The organism is Streptomyces sp. NPDC059009, assembly GCF_042740175.1.
Taxonomy (GTDB): domain Bacteria; phylum Actinomycetota; class Actinomycetes; order Streptomycetales; family Streptomycetaceae; genus Streptomyces.
In genome coordinates, this window is record NZ_JBHYJB010000001.1 from 163,223 (window position 1) to 180,860 (window position 17,638).

The 17,638-nt window shown below is 70.9% G+C and carries 12 protein-coding genes and 1 pseudogene; 6 read left to right on the forward strand and 7 right to left on the reverse strand.

What is annotated here, in order from left to right:
- Positions 1 to 19: 19 nt before the first annotated feature.
- Positions 20 to 517 (reverse strand): hypothetical protein, encoded by a 498-nt coding sequence (locus tag ACFWYM_RS00740; RefSeq protein ID WP_384828409.1) that lies wholly within the window; start codon positions 515 to 517, stop codon positions 20 to 22.
- Positions 518 to 524: 7 nt separating this feature from the next.
- Positions 525 to 4,052 carry a chemotaxis protein gene (locus ACFWYM_RS00745; protein WP_384828411.1) on the reverse strand — a complete coding sequence of 1,176 codons (3,528 nt, stop codon included), beginning with the start codon at positions 4,050 to 4,052 and terminating at the stop codon, positions 525 to 527.
- A gap of 419 nt (positions 4,053 to 4,471) precedes the next feature.
- On the opposite strand from ACFWYM_RS00745, the gene ACFWYM_RS00750 reads away from it, so the two are divergent.
- The 4 genes and pseudogenes from ACFWYM_RS00750 to ACFWYM_RS00765 all read left to right on the forward strand — a co-directional run.
- Positions 4,472 to 5,023: a hypothetical protein gene (locus ACFWYM_RS00750; protein ID WP_384828413.1), complete on the forward strand. Its 552-nt coding sequence runs from the start codon at positions 4,472 to 4,474 to the stop codon at positions 5,021 to 5,023.
- Between the two features lie 118 nt (positions 5,024 to 5,141).
- Positions 5,142 to 6,704, forward strand: a complete 1,563-nt coding sequence (locus ACFWYM_RS00755; protein ID WP_384828415.1) for a S1 family peptidase — start codon at positions 5,142 to 5,144, stop codon at positions 6,702 to 6,704.
- 288 nt (positions 6,705 to 6,992) lie between these two features.
- Entirely contained in the window at positions 6,993 to 8,765 is a 1,773-nt protein-coding gene (locus ACFWYM_RS00760; protein ID WP_384828417.1) for a trypsin-like peptidase domain-containing protein, read from the forward strand.
- Between the two features lie 212 nt (positions 8,766 to 8,977).
- Positions 8,978 to 10,534, forward strand: a pseudogene (locus ACFWYM_RS00765) (NCS1 family nucleobase:cation symporter-1); the annotation flags it as partial.
- On the opposite strand, the gene ACFWYM_RS00770 reads toward ACFWYM_RS00765, so the two are convergent.
- Positions 10,465 to 12,069: an amidase gene (locus ACFWYM_RS00770; RefSeq protein ID WP_384828419.1), complete on the reverse strand. Its 1,605-nt coding sequence runs from the start codon at positions 12,067 to 12,069 to the stop codon at positions 10,465 to 10,467. The pseudogene ACFWYM_RS00765 and the gene ACFWYM_RS00770 overlap by 70 nt on opposite strands.
- 77 nt (positions 12,070 to 12,146) lie before the next feature.
- Between ACFWYM_RS00770 and ACFWYM_RS00775 the strand changes: the two genes are divergently transcribed.
- Entirely contained in the window at positions 12,147 to 12,743 is a 597-nt protein-coding gene (locus tag ACFWYM_RS00775; protein WP_384828421.1) for a TetR/AcrR family transcriptional regulator, read from the forward strand.
- Positions 12,744 to 12,811: 68 nt separating this feature from the next.
- On the opposite strand, the gene ACFWYM_RS00780 is transcribed toward ACFWYM_RS00775, so the two are convergent.
- A complete protein-coding gene (locus ACFWYM_RS00780; RefSeq protein ID WP_384828821.1) occupies positions 12,812 to 13,606 on the reverse strand; it encodes an SDR family oxidoreductase in 795 nt (264 codons plus the stop codon).
- A 156-nt stretch (positions 13,607 to 13,762) separates the two neighbouring features.
- On the opposite strand from ACFWYM_RS00780, the gene ACFWYM_RS00785 reads away from it, so the two are divergent.
- Entirely contained in the window at positions 13,763 to 14,707 is a 945-nt protein-coding gene (locus ACFWYM_RS00785; protein ID WP_384828423.1) for a helix-turn-helix transcriptional regulator, read from the forward strand.
- On the opposite strand, the gene ACFWYM_RS00790 is transcribed toward ACFWYM_RS00785, so the two are convergent.
- The 3 genes from ACFWYM_RS00790 to ACFWYM_RS00800 form a co-directional block, all read right to left on the reverse strand.
- A complete protein-coding gene (locus tag ACFWYM_RS00790; RefSeq protein ID WP_384828425.1) occupies positions 14,605 to 16,014 on the reverse strand; it encodes a M20/M25/M40 family metallo-hydrolase in 1,410 nt (469 codons plus the stop codon). The two genes, ACFWYM_RS00785 and ACFWYM_RS00790, sit on opposite strands and share 103 nt — an antisense overlap.
- Before the next feature lie 62 nt (positions 16,015 to 16,076).
- Positions 16,077 to 16,700, reverse strand: coding sequence for an antibiotic biosynthesis monooxygenase (locus ACFWYM_RS00795; protein ID WP_384828427.1), 624 nt, complete (start codon positions 16,698 to 16,700; stop codon positions 16,077 to 16,079).
- 100 nt (positions 16,701 to 16,800) lie between these two features.
- Complete coding sequence (locus ACFWYM_RS00800; protein ID WP_384828429.1) at positions 16,801 to 17,352, reverse strand: DUF1062 domain-containing protein; 552 nt, start codon at positions 17,350 to 17,352, stop codon at positions 16,801 to 16,803.
- Positions 17,353 to 17,638 lie beyond the last annotated feature (286 nt).

A 17,638-nucleotide genomic window follows, 5' to 3' on the forward strand; every position in this document is an offset into this window, starting at 1 on the left:
CTCTCGCGACTTGTCCGCGCTAGCACCCGGACCGCCACTTCGGAAACAGGGAGAGCTGCGCGACCTGCGGAGCGACCATCGCCAAAGCTTCGGAGAAGTCACGGGCCAAGTCGCGCATCATCGACATCAGTTGATCCCGCGTCATCTCCTCTTCTTCAGGCGATGGAATCCAATCAGTGCTCGACTCACAGCGGATGGAAACTCTCTCACCCACCGGCGTGAAGACAAGGTTTCGCTCAATCCCCTGGGTGTAGAGCGGCACCTCCACCACCTGGCCGCGTTCCATCCCCGCGATCAGTGTCGGGAGTTCCTCCACGAAGGACGACATGTCGCTCTCCACGTTGAAGGCCCAGTCGTCTTGACCGAACCCGCCCAGGTGGAACGCGCAATCGGTCTCCGCCAGGAGGGAGCACGCGTACATGGCCAGGTATTCGTAGTCCTGCGTGTCCTCGAGCTCGTCCGGCACGAAGCCGTCCGGCAGCCCTCGCGTGGGCTTGACGAGCGAAAAAGCGAACAATTTCTTCTCACTTCACAATCGGGAAAGCCGTCTTGAAGTAGCCGGATCGACTCGGGACGAGACGGGCGTGCGTGGCCGGTATCGAGGTGCCGTCCTTGAAAACGACCCTACCCAGACCCGGAGGGATCTCCACCTCGTAGGCGTCGAGCGGGTTGGTCAGCCCTCGGTGATTGTTCTTCAGAATTTCGGCAGCTGCCTCGTCGTCGAGCCACTGGCCTTGCGGCTTACCCTTTCCGCGCGCGAGGTCAGCCATTCTCTGCGTACTGTTCTTCTTGCCGTGCGTCTTGAAGGTGTGCCCGTACGTCTTGCTGCTGACAGGCTTCCAATTGACCGACCCGCCTGCACTTTGGTTTGCCTCGGCTTCTCGGAGTGCTGCTCCCAGGCCGTCGCTGAACCGGCCGATTCCGTCGGCCGAGGTGTATGCGCCGCCGACGATGAGGGCGGTGCTGGCGGCAATGGCCGGGGCTCCGGCAAAGCAGCCGATCCCGGTGATGCACAGCGCACCGCCACCGATGTCGCCGCCCGTACCGCCGACCATCATCACGACGCCGAGGGCCGATTCCGCGGCCCCGGCCCAGACGTCCGGGTTGCCGAGGATCGACGAGCCGTAGTTGACGACTGTGCTGACAGAGTCCTTCAGCCAGCCGGGGACCCAGCTGTCATCGCTTTCGTCAGGTTCATCTTCGCCGTACTCCGCCTCCCAGGCGTCCCGCGCCTCCAGCCACCGCTGCGTCTCCGCACGCTGTTTGGCGTCCGCGATCTCGTATGCCTCCGCCGCGGCCTTGTCGGCCGCCTGCCTGTCCTTGCCGGCTGAGATCGCCGAAGAGCGTGCCCGGTTGGCCGCGGTCCAGGCCCGGTCGGCGGAACCACGCGCAGCATCGGCCGAAGTCTGCGCAGAGTCCGCGGAGTTCACGGCCCTGGCCACGGCTCGGCGTGCGTCGGCCTCCGCCTGACGAGCAGTCCTCGCCGACTCCCTCGCCTGATCCGCCGACGCCTCCGCGGCCTTCGCCGACTTCTGCGCCTGGGCGGCGTACTCCCTGGCTTCGGCCTCCGAGTCCTTCGCCCGCTTGGCGGCCTTGTCCGCCTCGGCCGCGGCCTTGTCGGCCACGGCGGCGGCGCGTGCGGCCTCGGCGGCGTCCTTGCGGGCCGTGGCCGCGACGCCCGACGCCTCGGCGATGAGCCGTCGTACGTCCGCGACATGGGACGCGGTGAGCTTGTCTCTGCGGGCCGCCTGGTACTGACCCGTCTGCACGAAGGCGTGCATCAGCTGCGGCGGGCCCGCCTGGGCGACCTTCACTGCCGCCTTGACCTCGGGGCCGCCCACACCGGCCAGTTGCACGGCGCGGACCTGCTCGTCGGCCTTGCGGGCCGTGAACCGGCCTTCGTTGAGGAACGCGGCGAGCTTCGCGGGTGCCCCGTCCTTGAGTGCGGCTCGCGCGGCCTCCTTGACCTCGGTGCCGCCGGTGCTCGCGATCTGCACCACGCGTTCGCGGAAGTCGCCGGCCGCGGCCTCGTTCCCGCCGCTCACCAGGAAGGTGTGCACCTTCGCCGCGTCGCCCGCAAGGGCCTGCTGTGCCGCCTTGCGTACGGCCGTCGACCGGGGGTCGTCCGCGAGGCGTTCGACTCGGGCGCGTTCGTCCTGCTCGGCCGCCTTCTTCCAACCGGTGCGCAGATACGCGGAGATGACCTCGTCCGAACCCGCGAGGGCGACCTCGGCCGCGGCGCGGCTCCAGGGTCCGCGGGTCTTCATGGCGATGACGGCGACCCTGCGGCCCTTGGCCGCGACCTCCTTGGTGTCCGCACCGGGCTTCGCGGCCTCCGTCGCGAGGCGGCCGGCCTCGGCGTCGAGGTCCTTGGCCTCCTTGGCGGCGCGGTCCCGGTCGGCGGTCCGGGTGTCGTCGGCCTCCTTGAGGTCCTTGGCCTCCTCGACTCCGGCCGCGGTACGGGTCTTGAGCTCCTCGGCCTCGATGGTGCGCGCCAGGTCGTGGGCCGCGGTGGCCTTCTTCACCGCGTCGGTGGCGGCGTCCGCGGCGCCCTTGGACGCCTTGGCGTGCCGCTTGGACTCCGCGGCCGCCTTGTTCGCGTCGCCCGCGTGCTTGGCGGCCTTGTCCGCCTCGGCCGCTGCCGAATCGGCGTGGTCGGCGGCCGATTCGGCCGCGGTCCTCGCCTCGTCGGCGGCCTTGCTCGCGCGGCCCGCCAGCCTGGCGGCCTCGTTCGCGGCGCGGGTCGCCTCCCGCGCCTGCCGCCGGGCGGAGGCGGCGGCGAGCCGGGCCCGCCGGGCCTCCGCGCCCGCCTGGTCGGCGTGGCCGCTCGCCTCGGTGGCGGCGTCCGCCGCCGCGTCGGCGTTGGCACCGGCGCTGGCCGCCGCACGGGCCGCGTTCCCGGCCTCCTTGGCGGCGGTGCCGGCCTCCTTGGCTGCTCCGGCCGCCGCCCGCGCGCCCTTGGCGGCGCCGCGGGCCTCTTCGGCCGCCTTGCGCGCGGCCGACGCCTTTCCGGCGTCCGACGCGGCGTCCGCCGCCGCGTTGCGCGCCCGGCTCGCCGCCTGGGCCGCACCGGCCGCCGCGGTGGCGGCCTGCGAAGCGGCGCTCGCGGCGATGCGGGCCGCGCTGTTCGCCGCCTGGGCCGCGTTGATGGCCTGCTGGGCGGCCCGGGCCGCGCCACTGGCCGCGGCCGCGGCGCGTCCGGCCGCGTTCGCCGCGCGGACGGAGTCCTTCTTGGCCGCCGCGGTCTCCGCAGCGGCCTTCTTCGCGGCCTCCTTGGCCAGCCCGGACGCCTCCACAGCACGGGCGGAGGCGTTCTTGGCGGCCTGCGTCTCGCGCTTGGCGAGCTGCCCGGCCTCCTTGGCCTGCTGCGCCAACTGCGCGACGGTGGCGCGCTCCTGGTCGCGGGAGCGGGCCGTGTACTGGCCCACGTTCAGGAATTCCCGTACGTCCTCGACGCCGCCCTTGAGCGCGACCCTCGCGGCCTGCTTCGTCGCGGGGCCGCCCATGCTCATGAGCTGGACGATCCGCACCCGCTCGTCGGCCGCGCGCGCGGTGTACTGCCCGTCGTCGAGGAACTTCCTGACGTCGTCGATGGAGCCCTTCAGGGCGGTCCGCCCGGCCTCCTTGACCTCGTTGCCGCCGGTGCTCATGACCTGCGTGACCTGGACCCGCTGGTCCTTCTCCAGCGGGACCTTCCAGCCGTCCTTGAGGAACGCGCGGAGTCCGTCGGGCGATCCGTTCAGGGCCGTGCGCGCCGCGGCGCGGACTTCCTGACCACCGACGGCGGAGGAGATCTGGACGATGGCGACCCGCTCGTCGCTCTGTTCGGCGACCGGCTTCTCGCTGTCCAGAAATCGCCGTACGTCCGTGTCGCTGCCCATGAGGGCGGCTTCCGCCGCGGCCCGGACGCCGGGACCGCCCTGTTTCCATGCCTCGACGACCCGGCCTCGGTCGGTTGCCGGTATGGGGCTGACGATGTCCGGTTCTTCTCCCCCTTCCCGGTCGGCCGCATGGGCCGGACTGGTGCCGATGATTCCGGCCAGGAGAGCCATCGGAAGGATGGCCGTACTCAAAGTTCTCAGGCCGCGCACACTATGCGGCCAGGTTTTCCCCGCCCAGTTCGAGCGGTTACTACGCCTCACGAAGCAGACCCTTCTTGCTTGTTGCGAATTGCCGCGAACGGCGCCGCGAGCATAACGCTCCATATGGATTGCATCGAAGGTGACTTGACGGTGCATCAGAATGTAGATGGCGCATGCACGCGGATGCGTGTACCCGGGGTCACGTTGCCCCTGGCCGTGCGTCGTTCTCGATTTGTTATCCCAACTCCACTGCCCCGTTCCACGATTCACCGGTGTCCGTTAACGGGTGTTACGTTGCTCCGGTCCCTTACGCGATGCTTAGCAGCGCTTCGCGGCTCTCGTCCGCCCCAACACCGCTGCGGCCGCACCCCACTTGGAAGGAGTCACTGGTGATACTTCGCGCGCGCAGAAAGCTGCTCGCCGGCGTCATCGGCATCACGATGGCCGTCGCGGGAGCCGCCACCGCCGCCGTCGCCCAACCAGGAAGCAACCCCGGCAGCCAACCGGCCCAAGCCGCCGCCCAGCAGGGCGGAACGGGGTCGGCGACCCCGCCCTCCGCCGTGGAGGACTTCGCCTACCCGGACGCCGCGCGGCTCCTCAAGGAGAAGGGCATCACCCTGAAGCGAGGGGACGGCCACATCGTCCTGAGCGACTGCGCCGACGCCAACATCCTGGTGCGCACCACGCACACCAACGACGACGGAAACAAGTACTGCTTCAAGGCCACCGGCAAGAAGGGATACCTCAGCCTGGAGGTCCCGAAGGTGTACTCCGTCGATTCCGAGGGGCCCGCATTCCAGGCCACCGTCACTTCCGAGGACGGAAAGAAGACCGTCCAGGTGGACAAGGGCGGCTTTCAGCCCGTCGGCACGGGAGACCTCAGTCCGGGAGCGAGCGGAAAGCCCGCGGTTCTGGTCGAGCTCCGCGTCAACGGTAATTGAGCGGACGGCCCGGGTGAGTCACGGCGTGCACCGCGCATCGCCCTCCCCGACAACCTCCGCTGTTCTTCTGTGATTTAGGAAATGAAACGTGTTTAGCAGACGTCCGCGTACCGCGTGGATGACCGGGCTTCTCGCCACCGCCGTCACGGCCGGTGCCATGACCGCCGCTCCCGCCCAGGCAGTGGGGGGCGGTGCCGCGCAGGACGGCGCCTACGCCTTCACCGCCCAGCTCGACATCGGCGGCGGCCACCGCAGTTGCTCGGGTGCGCTGGTCGACAAGCAATGGGTGATGTCCGCCGCCAGCTGCTTCGCCGCCGACCCCGCCAAGGGCTTCAAGGTCGCCGAGGGCGCGCCGAAGTGGAAGACGACAGCGACCGTCGGCCGGACGAACCTCACCGGCTCGGGCGGCACCGTGGCGAATGTCGTCGAGCTCGTCCCGTACGAGGGCCGCGATCTGGTGATGGCGAAGCTCGACAAGCCGGTCAGCGGCATCACTCCGGTGGCCCTGGCGACCTCCGCGCCCGCCAAGGGCGACCGGCTGCGGGTCGCGGGCTACGGCCGCACCCACACCGAGTGGGTGCCCGACAAGCTGCACAGCACCGGGGTCACGGTGGACTCGGTGCAGGGCGCCACCCTCGGCCTGACCGGCGACGACCCGGCCACGGCCGCCGTCTGCAAGGGTGACACCGGCGGCCCGGCGTTCCAGGAGAGCGACGGCCGCCCGGAGCTCGTCGCCGTCAACAGCTCCTCCTGGCAGGGCGGATGCGTGGGCACCGACCCCGCCGAGACCCGCAGGGGCGCCGTCGACACCCGCGTCGACGACATCAACACCTGGGTGCAGAAGGTCAGTTACCGTACGGCCTTCCCCAACGCCCCGTGGCAGTACGCGGAGCACATCGCCTCCGGGTACTTCACCGGCGGCTCGGCCGGCGGCACCCGCCACATGGACATGATCGTGCGCTGGATCGACGGCGAGGTCACCCTGTACCAGGGCGCCGACGACAAGGACGCCCGCCACCCCTTCTCGGCCGAGTACCGCATCGCCGCCGCGAACAGCGTCTTCAAGCACGCCAAGCAGATCACCGGCGCGAGCTTCGGCGGCGGGTCCGACGGTCTGATCGTGCGCTGGGTCGACGGCGAGCTGACGCAGTACACGCACGTGGACAAGAAGGGCTTCCACGGCGAGAAGAAGCTCGCCCCCGCCAAGAACAAGACATGGCCGTACGCCAAGCAGATCACCGCGGGCAAGTACACGGGCAACGCGCAGCGCGATGACCTCCTCGTGACCTGGGTCGACGGCGAGGTGTCGCTGTACACCGACGTCGACACCAACGGTCTGCGCGGCGAGAAGACCCTGATGAAGCCCAACAAGACCTGGCCGCACGCCGACCAGATCACCGCCGGCGAGTTCACCGGCAAGAAGACCGCGGACCTCCTGGTGCGCTGGTCCGACGGTGAGGCCACCATCTACCCGGGTGTGACCGCCGGCGGCTTCCACGGCGAGACCAAGATCAGGCCGGCCAAGTCCGCCTGGAAGTCGGCCACCGTGGTCAACGCCGGCGCCTTCGTCGCCAACGACCGGCCGAACGACGTCCTCGTGCGCTGGGCCGACCACACGCTCGGCCTGTACCCGGGCGTGGACGCGGCCGGCACGCACGGCGAGGTCAAGCTCGTCGGCTGAGCGCCGCCGCAACTGAACAACAACCACAACGCCCACAACAACCGCGCGGGGCCGGTGTTTTCGACACCGGCCCCGCGCGCTCCTCAAGGAAAGCAAGCAGTGCCTCTCACGAGACGAACACCTTGGATGCGTGCCGCCCTGCTCGGGATGAGCGCGGCGATCGCCTTCACCGCCCCGGCAACGGCGGCACCCGCACGCGCATCGGCCTCCGTCCCCTCATCCGCGTCCTCATCATCCGCGTCCTCATCATCCGTGGACAGCACTGATTCGGATGTCACCCGGGAAGCGATGCGCGAGGCACGGGAGGCGGAGCGCTACTGGACTCCTGAGCGCATTCGCGGTGCCGTAGCGATCGACGCCAAGGGCAACGCGACCAACGAAACCAACGCGACCGACGAGACCAACGAGACGAGCGAGACCGCCGAGGCCAGGGCCCCCGAGGCCAAGCCCGGTGGACGGCAGAAGCGCTCGCTGCGGGCGCCGAGCAGGCCGACGGCCGAGGGGATCGCCACGGTGGGCGTGTTCCTGATCCGGGGCGCCGACGGCGCGGCGACCGCCGACCAGTTCTGCAGCGCGAGTGCGGTGGCTTCACCGACCAAGAGCCTGGTCGTCACGGCGGCGCACTGCCTCAAGGGCGACCGGCGGAACCGCAGCATCGCCTTCGTCCCCGGCTACCGCGCCGGGGCCGCCAAGGCGGGCCAGGTCGGCGAAACCCCGTACGGCGTCTTCCCCGTACAGCCGGGCAAGATCTGGATCGACGGCCGCTATCTCCGGCCGACGCCCAGCGACGACGTCGACTTCGCGTTCCTGCGCGTCGGCCCGAACGCCCGGGGCCGGCTCCTGGAGGACGCGACCGGCAAGGGGAACGCGCTCACCGCGGTGGACTCCGCCCACCTGGCGCGCAAGAAGGTGACGGTCGCCGGATACCCCGGCGGCAAGAAGACCCCGCTGCAGTGCACCAACGACACGACCGCGTTCCAAGGGCGGTTCATGGAAATCCAGTGCGACGGATTCCGTGCCGGGGTCAGCGGAGGCCCGTTCCTGGAGAACTTCGACGGCCGCCGCGGAAACCTCGTCGGGGTCATCGGTGGCTACAAGACCGGCGGACTCTACGACCACATCTCCTACACCTCGCAGTTCGACGACGACGTGTTCCGCCTCTACCGCCAGGCGGTCGGCGACACGGCGCCGGACGAAGGAAGCGTCCTCGGCGACGCGAAGACCTGGCAGCGCGCCAGGGCCATGACCGCAGGACGGTTCCACACCGCGTCGGTGCGCGACGGAAAGAGCGACCTGGTCGTCCGCAGGGACGACGGCGCGGTCAGCCTGTACCGCGGCAACGGAAAGTTCGGGTTCGACAAGGAGGTCCGGCTGATCGGGCCCAACGGCACCTGGAAGCACGCCGAGGTGATCACCGCCGGAGACTTCACGGGCTCCGCCGCGTACGACCTTTTCGTCCGTTGGTCCGACGGCGAACTGACCCTCTACAAGGACGTCGACGAGCACACCAAGCTCCACAACGAGATCCAGCTCCGGCGCCCGAACAGCCTCTGGAAGAACGCGAAGGCCATCACCACCGGTCACTTCACGGGAACCGGAACCGGCACCGGCACCGGCACGGGCACCCGGGCCGACGACCTGGTGGTCCGCTGGTCGGACGGCGAGCTGACGCTCTACCCCGACGTCGACGAGAAGGGCTTCCACGGCGAGCGGAAGCTGACCGCCCCCAACAAGACCTGGACGCACGCGCGGGACATATCGGCAGGCAGCTTCGGCAACTCCCCTGCCGGACAGGACCTGTTCGTCCGCTGGTCCGACGGCGAGGTCTCGGTCTACGAGAACATCGCAGCCAAGTCCCTGAAGTCCGAACACCGGCTCCGCCCCGCGGGCTCCCCCTGGCGCCAGGCGACCCTGAGCACCGTCGGCGCCTTCGGCGGCGGCACCGCCCGCGAGGACGACGTCCTCGTCCGCTGGTCGACCGGAAAGCTGTCCGTCAACGCCGACACCACCCCCGCTTCCCTGTCCCGCGAGCACACCCTCGTCCCCAACCCCGGCGGCTGACACGCTCTCTGAGGTGGACCGGGGCACGACGGGCCCCGGAAGACGCCGGGCCACCCGTTCGGAGCGCGGACGACAACCACTCCCCTTCCGCGCTTCCCCTCAATCTGCGATCTCCTACTCCCGCACGGTTCCCGGGAGTTGTACAGTCCTCTCCACTCCGCTCGAGATCACCGACATCGGTACCGGCACCGGTACCGGCAAGTGGGGGCGTGATGTCACCGACCGTACCTTCGGCTCCGGGTACGGGGCCCTCTGCTCCGGACGCCCGCGACACGGAACCGAGCGCGACGCAGCGCGCCGACCCCGACGGCCGCGTCTCGCTCGCCGCGGGCGTCACCCTGGACGACCCCCGGTTCGCCAACGACGACCTGCTTCCGGTGCCGATGGAGCGGCGCACCTGGGGCATCTACAACTACACGGCCCTCTGGGTCGGCATGGCCCACAACATCCCTTCCTGGACGCTGGCTTCGGGCCTCGTCGCGCTCGGGATGGACTGGAAGCAGGCCGTCTTCGTCATCGCGCTCGCCAATGTGATCGTGCTGCTCCCGATGCTCCTGACGGGCCACGCGGGCCCGAAGTACGGGATTCCCTTCCCCGTCCTGGCCCGCGCCTCCTTCGGGCTGCGCGGCGCGAATCTGCCCGCCCTCATCCGGGCGGCGGTGGCGTGCTGCTGGTTCGGGATCCAGACGTGGATCGGCGGCCAGGGCATCTTCCTCCTGGTCGGCAAGATCTTCGGGGGCTGGGCCGACGTGTCGAAGGTGGGCGGCTATCCCTGGACCCTCTGGCTCTGCTTCATTGCCTTCTGGGCCTTCGAACTCGCCGTGATCTACCGGGGGATGGAGGCGCTGCGCCGCTTCGAGAACTGGGCGGCGCCCTTCGTTCTCCTCGGCGCGCTCGCCCTCCTCGGCTGGATGGCGACGAAGTCGGGCGGCCTCGGCCCGCTCCTCGACCAGCCCTCGAAGCTCGGCTGGGGCGCGGACTTCTGGAAGGTCTTCTTCCCCTCCCTCATGGGCATGATCGGCTTCTGGTCCACCCTGTCCCTGAACATCCCCGACTTCACCCGCTTCGGGAAGGGGCAGCGGGCGCAGGTCTGGGGCCAGTCGCTCGGCCTGCCCACCACGATGACGGCGTTCGCGCTCCTCTCCGTCCTCGTCACATCGGGCTCCCAGGCGGTGTACGGGGCGGCGATCTGGGACCCCGTGGAGCTCTCCGCGAAGACGGACAGCGTCTTCGGCCTGCTCTTCGCCCTGGTGACGGTCCTGATCGCGACGGTCTCGGTGAACATCGCGGCCAACGTCGTCTCCCCGGCCTACGACCTCTCCAACCTCGCCCCGAAGCTCATCAACTTCCGTACGGGCGCGCTGATCACGGGCGTCGTCGGCGTCCTGGTCATGCCGTGGAAGCTGACCTCGACGCCCGAGCTGTACATCTTCACGTGGCTCGGCGTGGTCGGCGGCCTGCTCGGCACGGTCGCGGGCGTCCTGATCGCCGACTACTGGATCATCCGCCGCACCGTCCTCGACCTCGCCGACCTCTACCGCCCGCAGGGCCGCTACTGGTACGCGGCAGGCTGGAACTGGCGCGCCCTGCTGGCCTTCACGGTCGGCGGCACCCTCGCGGTGGGCGGCTCCCACTCGGCCCCCGGCAAGGGCCCGTTCCCCCAGGACGGCCTCATCCCCTTCCTCAAGCCCCTCGCGGACTACGGGTGGGCGGTGGGGCTGGGGGCGGCGCTTGTGCTGTACACCGTGACGAGCTGGGGCACGTCCCGGCGCGGGGACGGACCGGGCGTGGGGTTCCCCTGGTTCCCCTGGTGCCCCGCCCACACCGCGGGCCGTCGCGCCGACCATGGACTTGCCTGTTCGAGTTGGCCGGCGAGCCGGAAGAGACGGCCTTCGAGCCCGTAACCGGTGGCGAACTGCATGCCGATCGGGAGCCCGGTCGTGGAGTCGGGCGCCAGTGGTACGGACATCGCAGGCGTGCCCGACACGTTGAACGCCGTGGTGAAGGGCGAGAGTTCGAGGACGCGGCGCAGCCGGCCGAGGCCGTCCAGGTCCTCCTCCGCGTCCTCCTCCGCACCTTCGGCGTGGGTGCCCAGGGGTACGGGGAGCTCCGGCAGGGTCGGGGTGAGCAGGATGTCGTACGTGGTGAAGGAGTTGGCCAGGCTCCGGGCGATCCGGTTGCGGGTCTCCAGGGCGGTGACGAACTGGGTGGCGGTGACCCGCTTCCCGTAGTGGTAGCCGGCCAGGGTCGACGGCTCAAGGGTGGAGGAGTCGATGGGCCGGTCGAAGGCGGCGGCCAGTGCGTCGACCGAGGCCGCGAGGTTCGCCGTCCACTGGCGGGCGCTGGACAGGATGAACTCCTCCCAGTCCACGCCGAGTTCGACGTCGGCCTCCGCGTCCTCCACCCGGTGGCCGAGCGATTCGAGCAGGCGGACCGTGCGGGAGAGCGCGTCGGCCACGGGTGCCGTGGTGCGGTGGCCGCCCCACGCGTGGGTGAGGACGCCGATGCGCAGCACGCCCGGGTCGCGGGTGACTTCCTCCGCGTACGGGCGGGGCGGCTCGGGGGCGTAGTAGGGGTCGCCCGGTTCCGGGCCGCGGATCTGGTCGAGCAGGACCGCGCTGTCGCGCACCGTGCGGCTGACGCAGCCCTGTACGGCCAGGCCGTTGAAGACCTCGTCGGCGTCGGGGCCCATGGAGACGCGGCCCCTGGTCGGCTTCAGCCCGAAGAGGCCGTTGTGCGCTGCGGGTATGCGGATCGAGCCCGCGGCGTCGGTGGCGTGCGCGATCGGGACCACCCCGGCGGCGACGGCCGCGCCCGCGCCCCCGCTGGACCCGCCCGCACTCCGGTCCAGGCCCCAGGGGTTGCGCGTCGCGCCGTACAGCACGGGCTCCGTCGTATTGCTGTAGGCCAGCTCCGGCGTCGCGGTACGCCCGAAGGTCACGAGGCCCGCGCGGCGGAAGCGTCGCATCAGGGAGGAGTCGGCGCGGGCGATGTTGCCTTCCGCCAGGCGACTGCCCAGCTCCATGCGGCGCCCGGCCATGGAGACGCCGATGTCCTTGATCAGGAAGGGGACTCCGGACAGCGGGGCGGAGGTGGGGGAAGAGGCCGGGACAGAGGCCGGGGTCGGGGCGTGTTCGTCGCCGGTGTCCGTCGGCCATGTCTCGACGACGGCGTTGATCTGCGGATCGACCGCCTGCGCGGCCTCGCGCGCGGCCGCCTCCACTTCGGCGGGGGTCACCTCGCCGCCCGCCACCAGCTCCGCGAGCCCCACCGCGTCGAAGTTCACGTACTCGGAAACTCTCACCGTCCACCCCTCGATACCGTAGAGCCTCTTGCGATACCGACCGGTATCGCAAGGGAACGACTGGTACCGTAGCACTCATGGCAACAACCGCAGGCAGACCGAGCAGAGTGGCGAAGCTGCCCCCGCGCGAGCGCATCCTCGACGCGGCCGAGGAGCTCTTCCAGAGCGAGGGCATCCGGCGGGTGGGCGTCCAGGCCATCGCCGAGCAGGCCGAGACCACCAAGATGGCGATCTACCGGCACTTCGAGACGAAGGACGCGCTGGTCGCGGAGTGGCTGCGGATCGTCGCCGCCGAGTACCAGGCGGCCTTCGACCGGGTCGAGGCCGAGCACCCCGACCGGCCGAGGGAGCAGATCCTGGGTCTGGCCCGCTTCATCGCCGAGGGGCTGCCCGCGATCTCCCATCGGGGCTGCCCGTTCATCAACTCCCTTGCGGAGCTGCCCGATCGCTCGCATCCCGCGCGACAGGTGATCGAGCAGCACAAGGCCCTCCAGGCGCGCAGGCTGCTCGGCATGTGCACCGCGGCCGGGCTGCCCGATCCCGAGCAGGCCACGGCCGAGATCACTTTCGTGCTCGAAGGCGCACAGGTCAGCACGCAGAACGGGAGCATCGATCGGGCGGGCGACCGGGTGATGCGGATCGTCGAGGGGATCGTGGACCGGTACGACGGCTAGGGACGCCGGCCGGACGGACCATCGGACACGCCCGCGGGCCCACATGTCTGCGGGCCCGCATGCCCCAACTACGCCTCCCGCGTGGGGAGAACAGAAATCTGGGACAGGTTGACGTGGCGCGGGCGCTCGACGGCGAAGGCGATGAGCTCGGCGACGTCAGCCCCGGAGGGGATGCCTTCGATGGAGCCCACGGCCTCCTGAACGGCGGCGCTGATGGCCGGGTCGTCGATGTGATCGCGCAACTCGGTGTCGACGGTGCCGGGTTCGATGTTCGTCACGCGTACGTCGGCGGGGCTGAGCCGGGCCCGCAGATTGCGGGAGAGGTGGCTGAAGGCGGCCTTGGAGGCGGCGTACCCCGCGAAGCCGGGCAGGACGGACTGGGCGGCCGCCGAGGAGATGTTGACCAGGTCCGCATGGCCCCGCTCGGCCGCCGCCGCGAGCAGGTCCGGGACGAACGCCTCCACGACGGCGAACGCACCGGTGACGTTCACGTCGATCATCCGCTGCCAGTTGGCGCCCGCGGACCCGTCCAGGAGGTCGGGCAGGGCGAGTCCCGCGTTGTTCACCACGAGGTCGACACGGCCCAGGCGGGCGTGGATGCCAGCGGCGGCCGCGGTGAGCGAGGAGGGGTCGGTCACGTCGGTCGGCAGGGCGAGGGCGGTGCCGCCGGCCGCCTCGATCCGGGCCACGTGCCCGTCCAGGCGGTCGGCCCGCCGGGCCAGCAGGGCGACGCGCGCACCCCGCGCGGCCAGTTCGCGCGCGGTGGCCTCGCCGATACCGCTGGAGGCTCCGGTCACGACGGCCACCCGGCCCAAGAGGGGGCGGGCGAGGGACGCGGTCTGCTCGGCGGTGGTGATGGACATGGTCATGGTGGTCTCCGGAGTGCGTGTGCGGACCGCGTTCGGTGCGGGGTTCTTGGGTGTCTTGCGCCACCGACTCTGCGGGAGATCCACCCGCCCACCCAGGGCCCGGCTCGACCCTGGGTCTGGCAGAACCACCCTGTGACGGACACTTGATCCATGGACTTCCGCACCGAACTCACCGCGTTCCTCCGCTCCCGCCGCGCCCGGCTGCGGCCGGAGGACCTCGGCGTACGCCCCTTCGGCGGCCGCCGACGCGTGCCCGGCCTGCGCCGGGAGGAGCTGGCGGACCTGGCGGGAGTCAGCGTCGACTACTACGTACGGCTCGAACAGGGCCGCACCCACAACGTCTCCGACAGCGTCCTGGACGCCGTCGCCAGGGCCCTGCGCCTGGACGAGGCCGAACGCGCGCACCTGGGCCACCTCACCCGCGCCCTGCGCCACCCGGCCTCGACACCCCCCGTCCCGCAGCCGGTCAGGACGGGCGTGCAGGTCCTGCTCGCGGCGCTCGGCGAGGTGCCCGCGTACGTGCTGGGACACCGGCTGGACATCCTGGCCTCCAATCGGCCGGCCCGGGCGCTGTTCACCGACTTCGACGCCTTGCCGCCCGGGCAGCGCAACGCGGCCTGGCTGCACTTCCTCGACCCGGCCGTGCGCGGCCTGTACCCGGACCGGGAAGCGTGGGAGGAGACCGCGCGGGGCACCGTCGCGGCCCTGCGCCTGGACCTGGGGCGGCACTCCTGCGACGACCGGCTGTGCGAGCTGCTCGGCGAACTCTCGGTGCGCAGCGAGGACTTCCGCGCCCTGTGGGCCGAGCACCACGTGGGCGAGCACGCCTATGGGATCGAGCGGCTGCGCCACCCCACGGCCGGTGAGCTGGTCCTGCGCCGTGAGACGCTGCGGCTGCCCGGGGAGGGCGACCAGACCCTGGTCACATACGCGGCCGAACAGGACACTCCGTCCCACTCGGCCCTCGCCGACCTCGCCGCGCTCGCGGCGCCTCAGCGCTGCGGCGCGGGGAACGCCACGGGGCTGCGCAGGCCGGAGCGGCCGACCGCGCGTACGCCGAAGAAGACGTTGTCCTTGGACAGTTCGACGGTGTGACGGGTGGTGTCGCCGACGTCGATCACATGGGTCCAGTCGGCGTCGGTCGTCTCGCGCCACACGATTTCGTACCCGGCGAGATCGGCCTCGGTGCCGCGCTCCCACACCAGCTCGGTCTCGTTGGTCAGCGCGGCGGTGAGAATCTTCGCGCCGCGCGGGGTGCCGGGGGCCTGGGCGAGGCTCCACAGGGTGGCGGCGTTGACGCGGGCGACGCGCGCGACGAACGGGAAGTCGCAGAACTCCGGCAGGTCCCCGTACTGCTTGCCGTCCACCACCCGGACGTCCTGATGCTGATGGGCGAAGTCCTCGGCGGGCTCGGTGAACCGGGCGGCGGGGTAGGCGCGTTCGAGGAAGGGGATGTGGTCTCCGCCGCGCAGATAGCGGTCGCGGCGGTACACGACGCGCACCCGCATCCCGGTCGCGTCGTTCACGGCCACGTCCTGGACGAAGCGGGCGAGCTGGCGCGACGGTGAGTCGTTCTCGCCGCCCACCGAGCGCCGGACGGCGGCCTCCTCCGGTGTCTCGGACGAGGGGACGCCCTCCGCGAAGAGACGGATCGTCCGCGGGTCGCGGGTGCCGTCGTCGGCGGTGGAGCTGCCGACGATGTCATTGGTGAACATCGCCTGGACGTCGGCCTTGCGCTGCTTGAACTGCTCGGCCATGTGTGCCGCGCCGAGCAGCCCCTGCTCCTCGCCCGCGACGGCCGCGAACACGAGCGTCGCGCCGAGGCGCCGGGTCGCCAGGACGCGCGCGAGCTCCATGACGAGCGCGACCCCGGAGGCGTCGTCGTCGGCTCCGGGCGCGTCGCTGGTGAAGTCCATGACGTCACTGGCGCGCGAGTCGTAGTGCCCGGAGACGACGTACAGACGGTCGGGGGACGCCGAACCGCGCAGGGTGGCCACGACGTTGGTGATCCGCGCCGGAGTCGGGACGCGCGGGCCCGGTTCCTGGACGTACGACTGGAGCTCGACGCTCATCCGCCCGCCCGAGGGCCGCGCGTGGCGCCGCATCTCCGCGAGGATCCAGTCGCGGGCGGCGCCGATGCCGCGTACGGGGTCGTCCTGCGAGGACAGCGTGTGCCGGGTCCCGAACGCGGCGAGCCGCCGCACCGTCGCCTCGATGCGCCGGTGGTCGATCTCCCGCAGGACCGCGCGCAGTTCGCGCGGCGGTTCCTGCGCGGTGGGACCCGCCGCCGCCCCGTCACGCGCGGCGGCGGGTCCCGCCTGCAGGCCGACGGCTCCGGCCGTGGTGGCGGCCGCGGCTGCGGCCAGGACGGTGCGCCGGGAAGTGCCCGTCTGCTGCGACATGCGGCCCATAGTCATGGACACCACAATGCTCCGCAAGGGTGCCGGGCAGCCGGGCCGGTCGCTCACGACGGCCAGTGGGGGTGGCGGTCGAGGGACGCGTGGTGGAGTACGTACCGCTTGAAGTCGAGCTCATCGACGCTGGCGACGCCCTCTTCGTACGCGGCTCCGTACGCGGCTTCTTGCGCAGCGGTGTCGGTCCATTCGGCGAAGACGATCGCCCGCTCCCCGTCGGCCGTGAGGTGGACGTGCGCCGCGAGCAGCCCCGGGGCGGGCGCGAGAAGCCCCTCGATGTCACCCGTAGCCTTCGTCACAACGAAGACACCACACGGGCTCTCCGCATCATGAACCACACTGCGCTGGAGTCGAGTTCGGTTGAGTCCGGGACGCTCGATGCCGGGCACGAGCGTGTCGACGCGGCTCACCACCGCGGCGCGATGGGCACGGGCCCACGCCAGGTGTTCCTCATCGCTCGTCCACTGCGCGTAGAAGAGGAGCCCGGCGCCGTCCACGGACCGGAAGAGATGCTGCGCCAGGCGGGCCGACGGCGCCTCGGCCGCCGCCCACTCCTCGGCCATGGCGTCGGCGGCCGCGCGGGAACGCTCGTCGGTACCGGTGCGCCACTCACTCACCAGAGCGGTCCCGGCGGCGGGGTGAACGAGATCCAGGAAGCGTGTCGTAGGCGTCATGGGCGCCAACCTGGTACGTCAACCGCACTTGAGGTCAAGCGGGTTGGGGCCTGCCCGGCGGATCTTGCCGGACAGGCCCCGGTCCCGGTCCCGTCGAGGTTCAGCGCTTGAGCGTGAAGGTGAAGTCACCGGAGGTCTTGGCGGCCAGCCGGACCGCCGAGACGACCTTCCCCTCCTCGACCAGCCTCTCGACCCCGGCCCGCGAGAGACCGCACCCTTCAGCGATCAGCCGCACCGGCCGGACCGGGATCCGTGCCGCGAAGCGGACCGAGACGTCGATCACCTCGGCGTCGTCCAGGTGATCCGATCCGCCGGTGTCCAGGCGCCATGCGCCCGCCCAGTCGAGGGCGATGCGGTTGCGGCGCCGTACCACCGGATCCTGGAGCAACTCGGCTGCAAGGGAAGGGTCGTTGTCGTGCATCCGGTCAAGCAGATCAGGCCGTATGGAGCGCACATTCGTCCGCTCGAAGACCGTGAGCTTGGCCGTCTCCCCGCACGTGGTGCAGAGCACGAGGAGCCAGGCGTCGAGGAGCTTGTGGTGGGCGTTGGCACGGAATTTGCCGTGGGGCCGGAAGCGCCCGGACGCGCAGGCGCGGCAACGGCGGAGGACCGTCGGCAGGCAGGTGGGCATGACCACCCAGCTATTGAGCACAGAGGTACACCGATTTCAGTGAGAAGTCCGCAGCAAGAGGCAGCGCGGCGCACAGGCGCGACGCGCGACAGATCAGCTCTCGGGAGGTCTCACACGGTGTACAACGGCACGTCCTTGCCTGGGCGACTTGGTCCGGCAGCACGGTAGCGGCACACGGCGGCGCCGCTCCACCGGTTTTGGAGGCCGTCTCCCCTGGTTGTGGCGATCGTCTCAACTGGCGTGCGCAGAGCCGCCTTTACACGGCCACCGGCTACGTCCAGACTCCTGGTGACGCAAGAGCCTCACA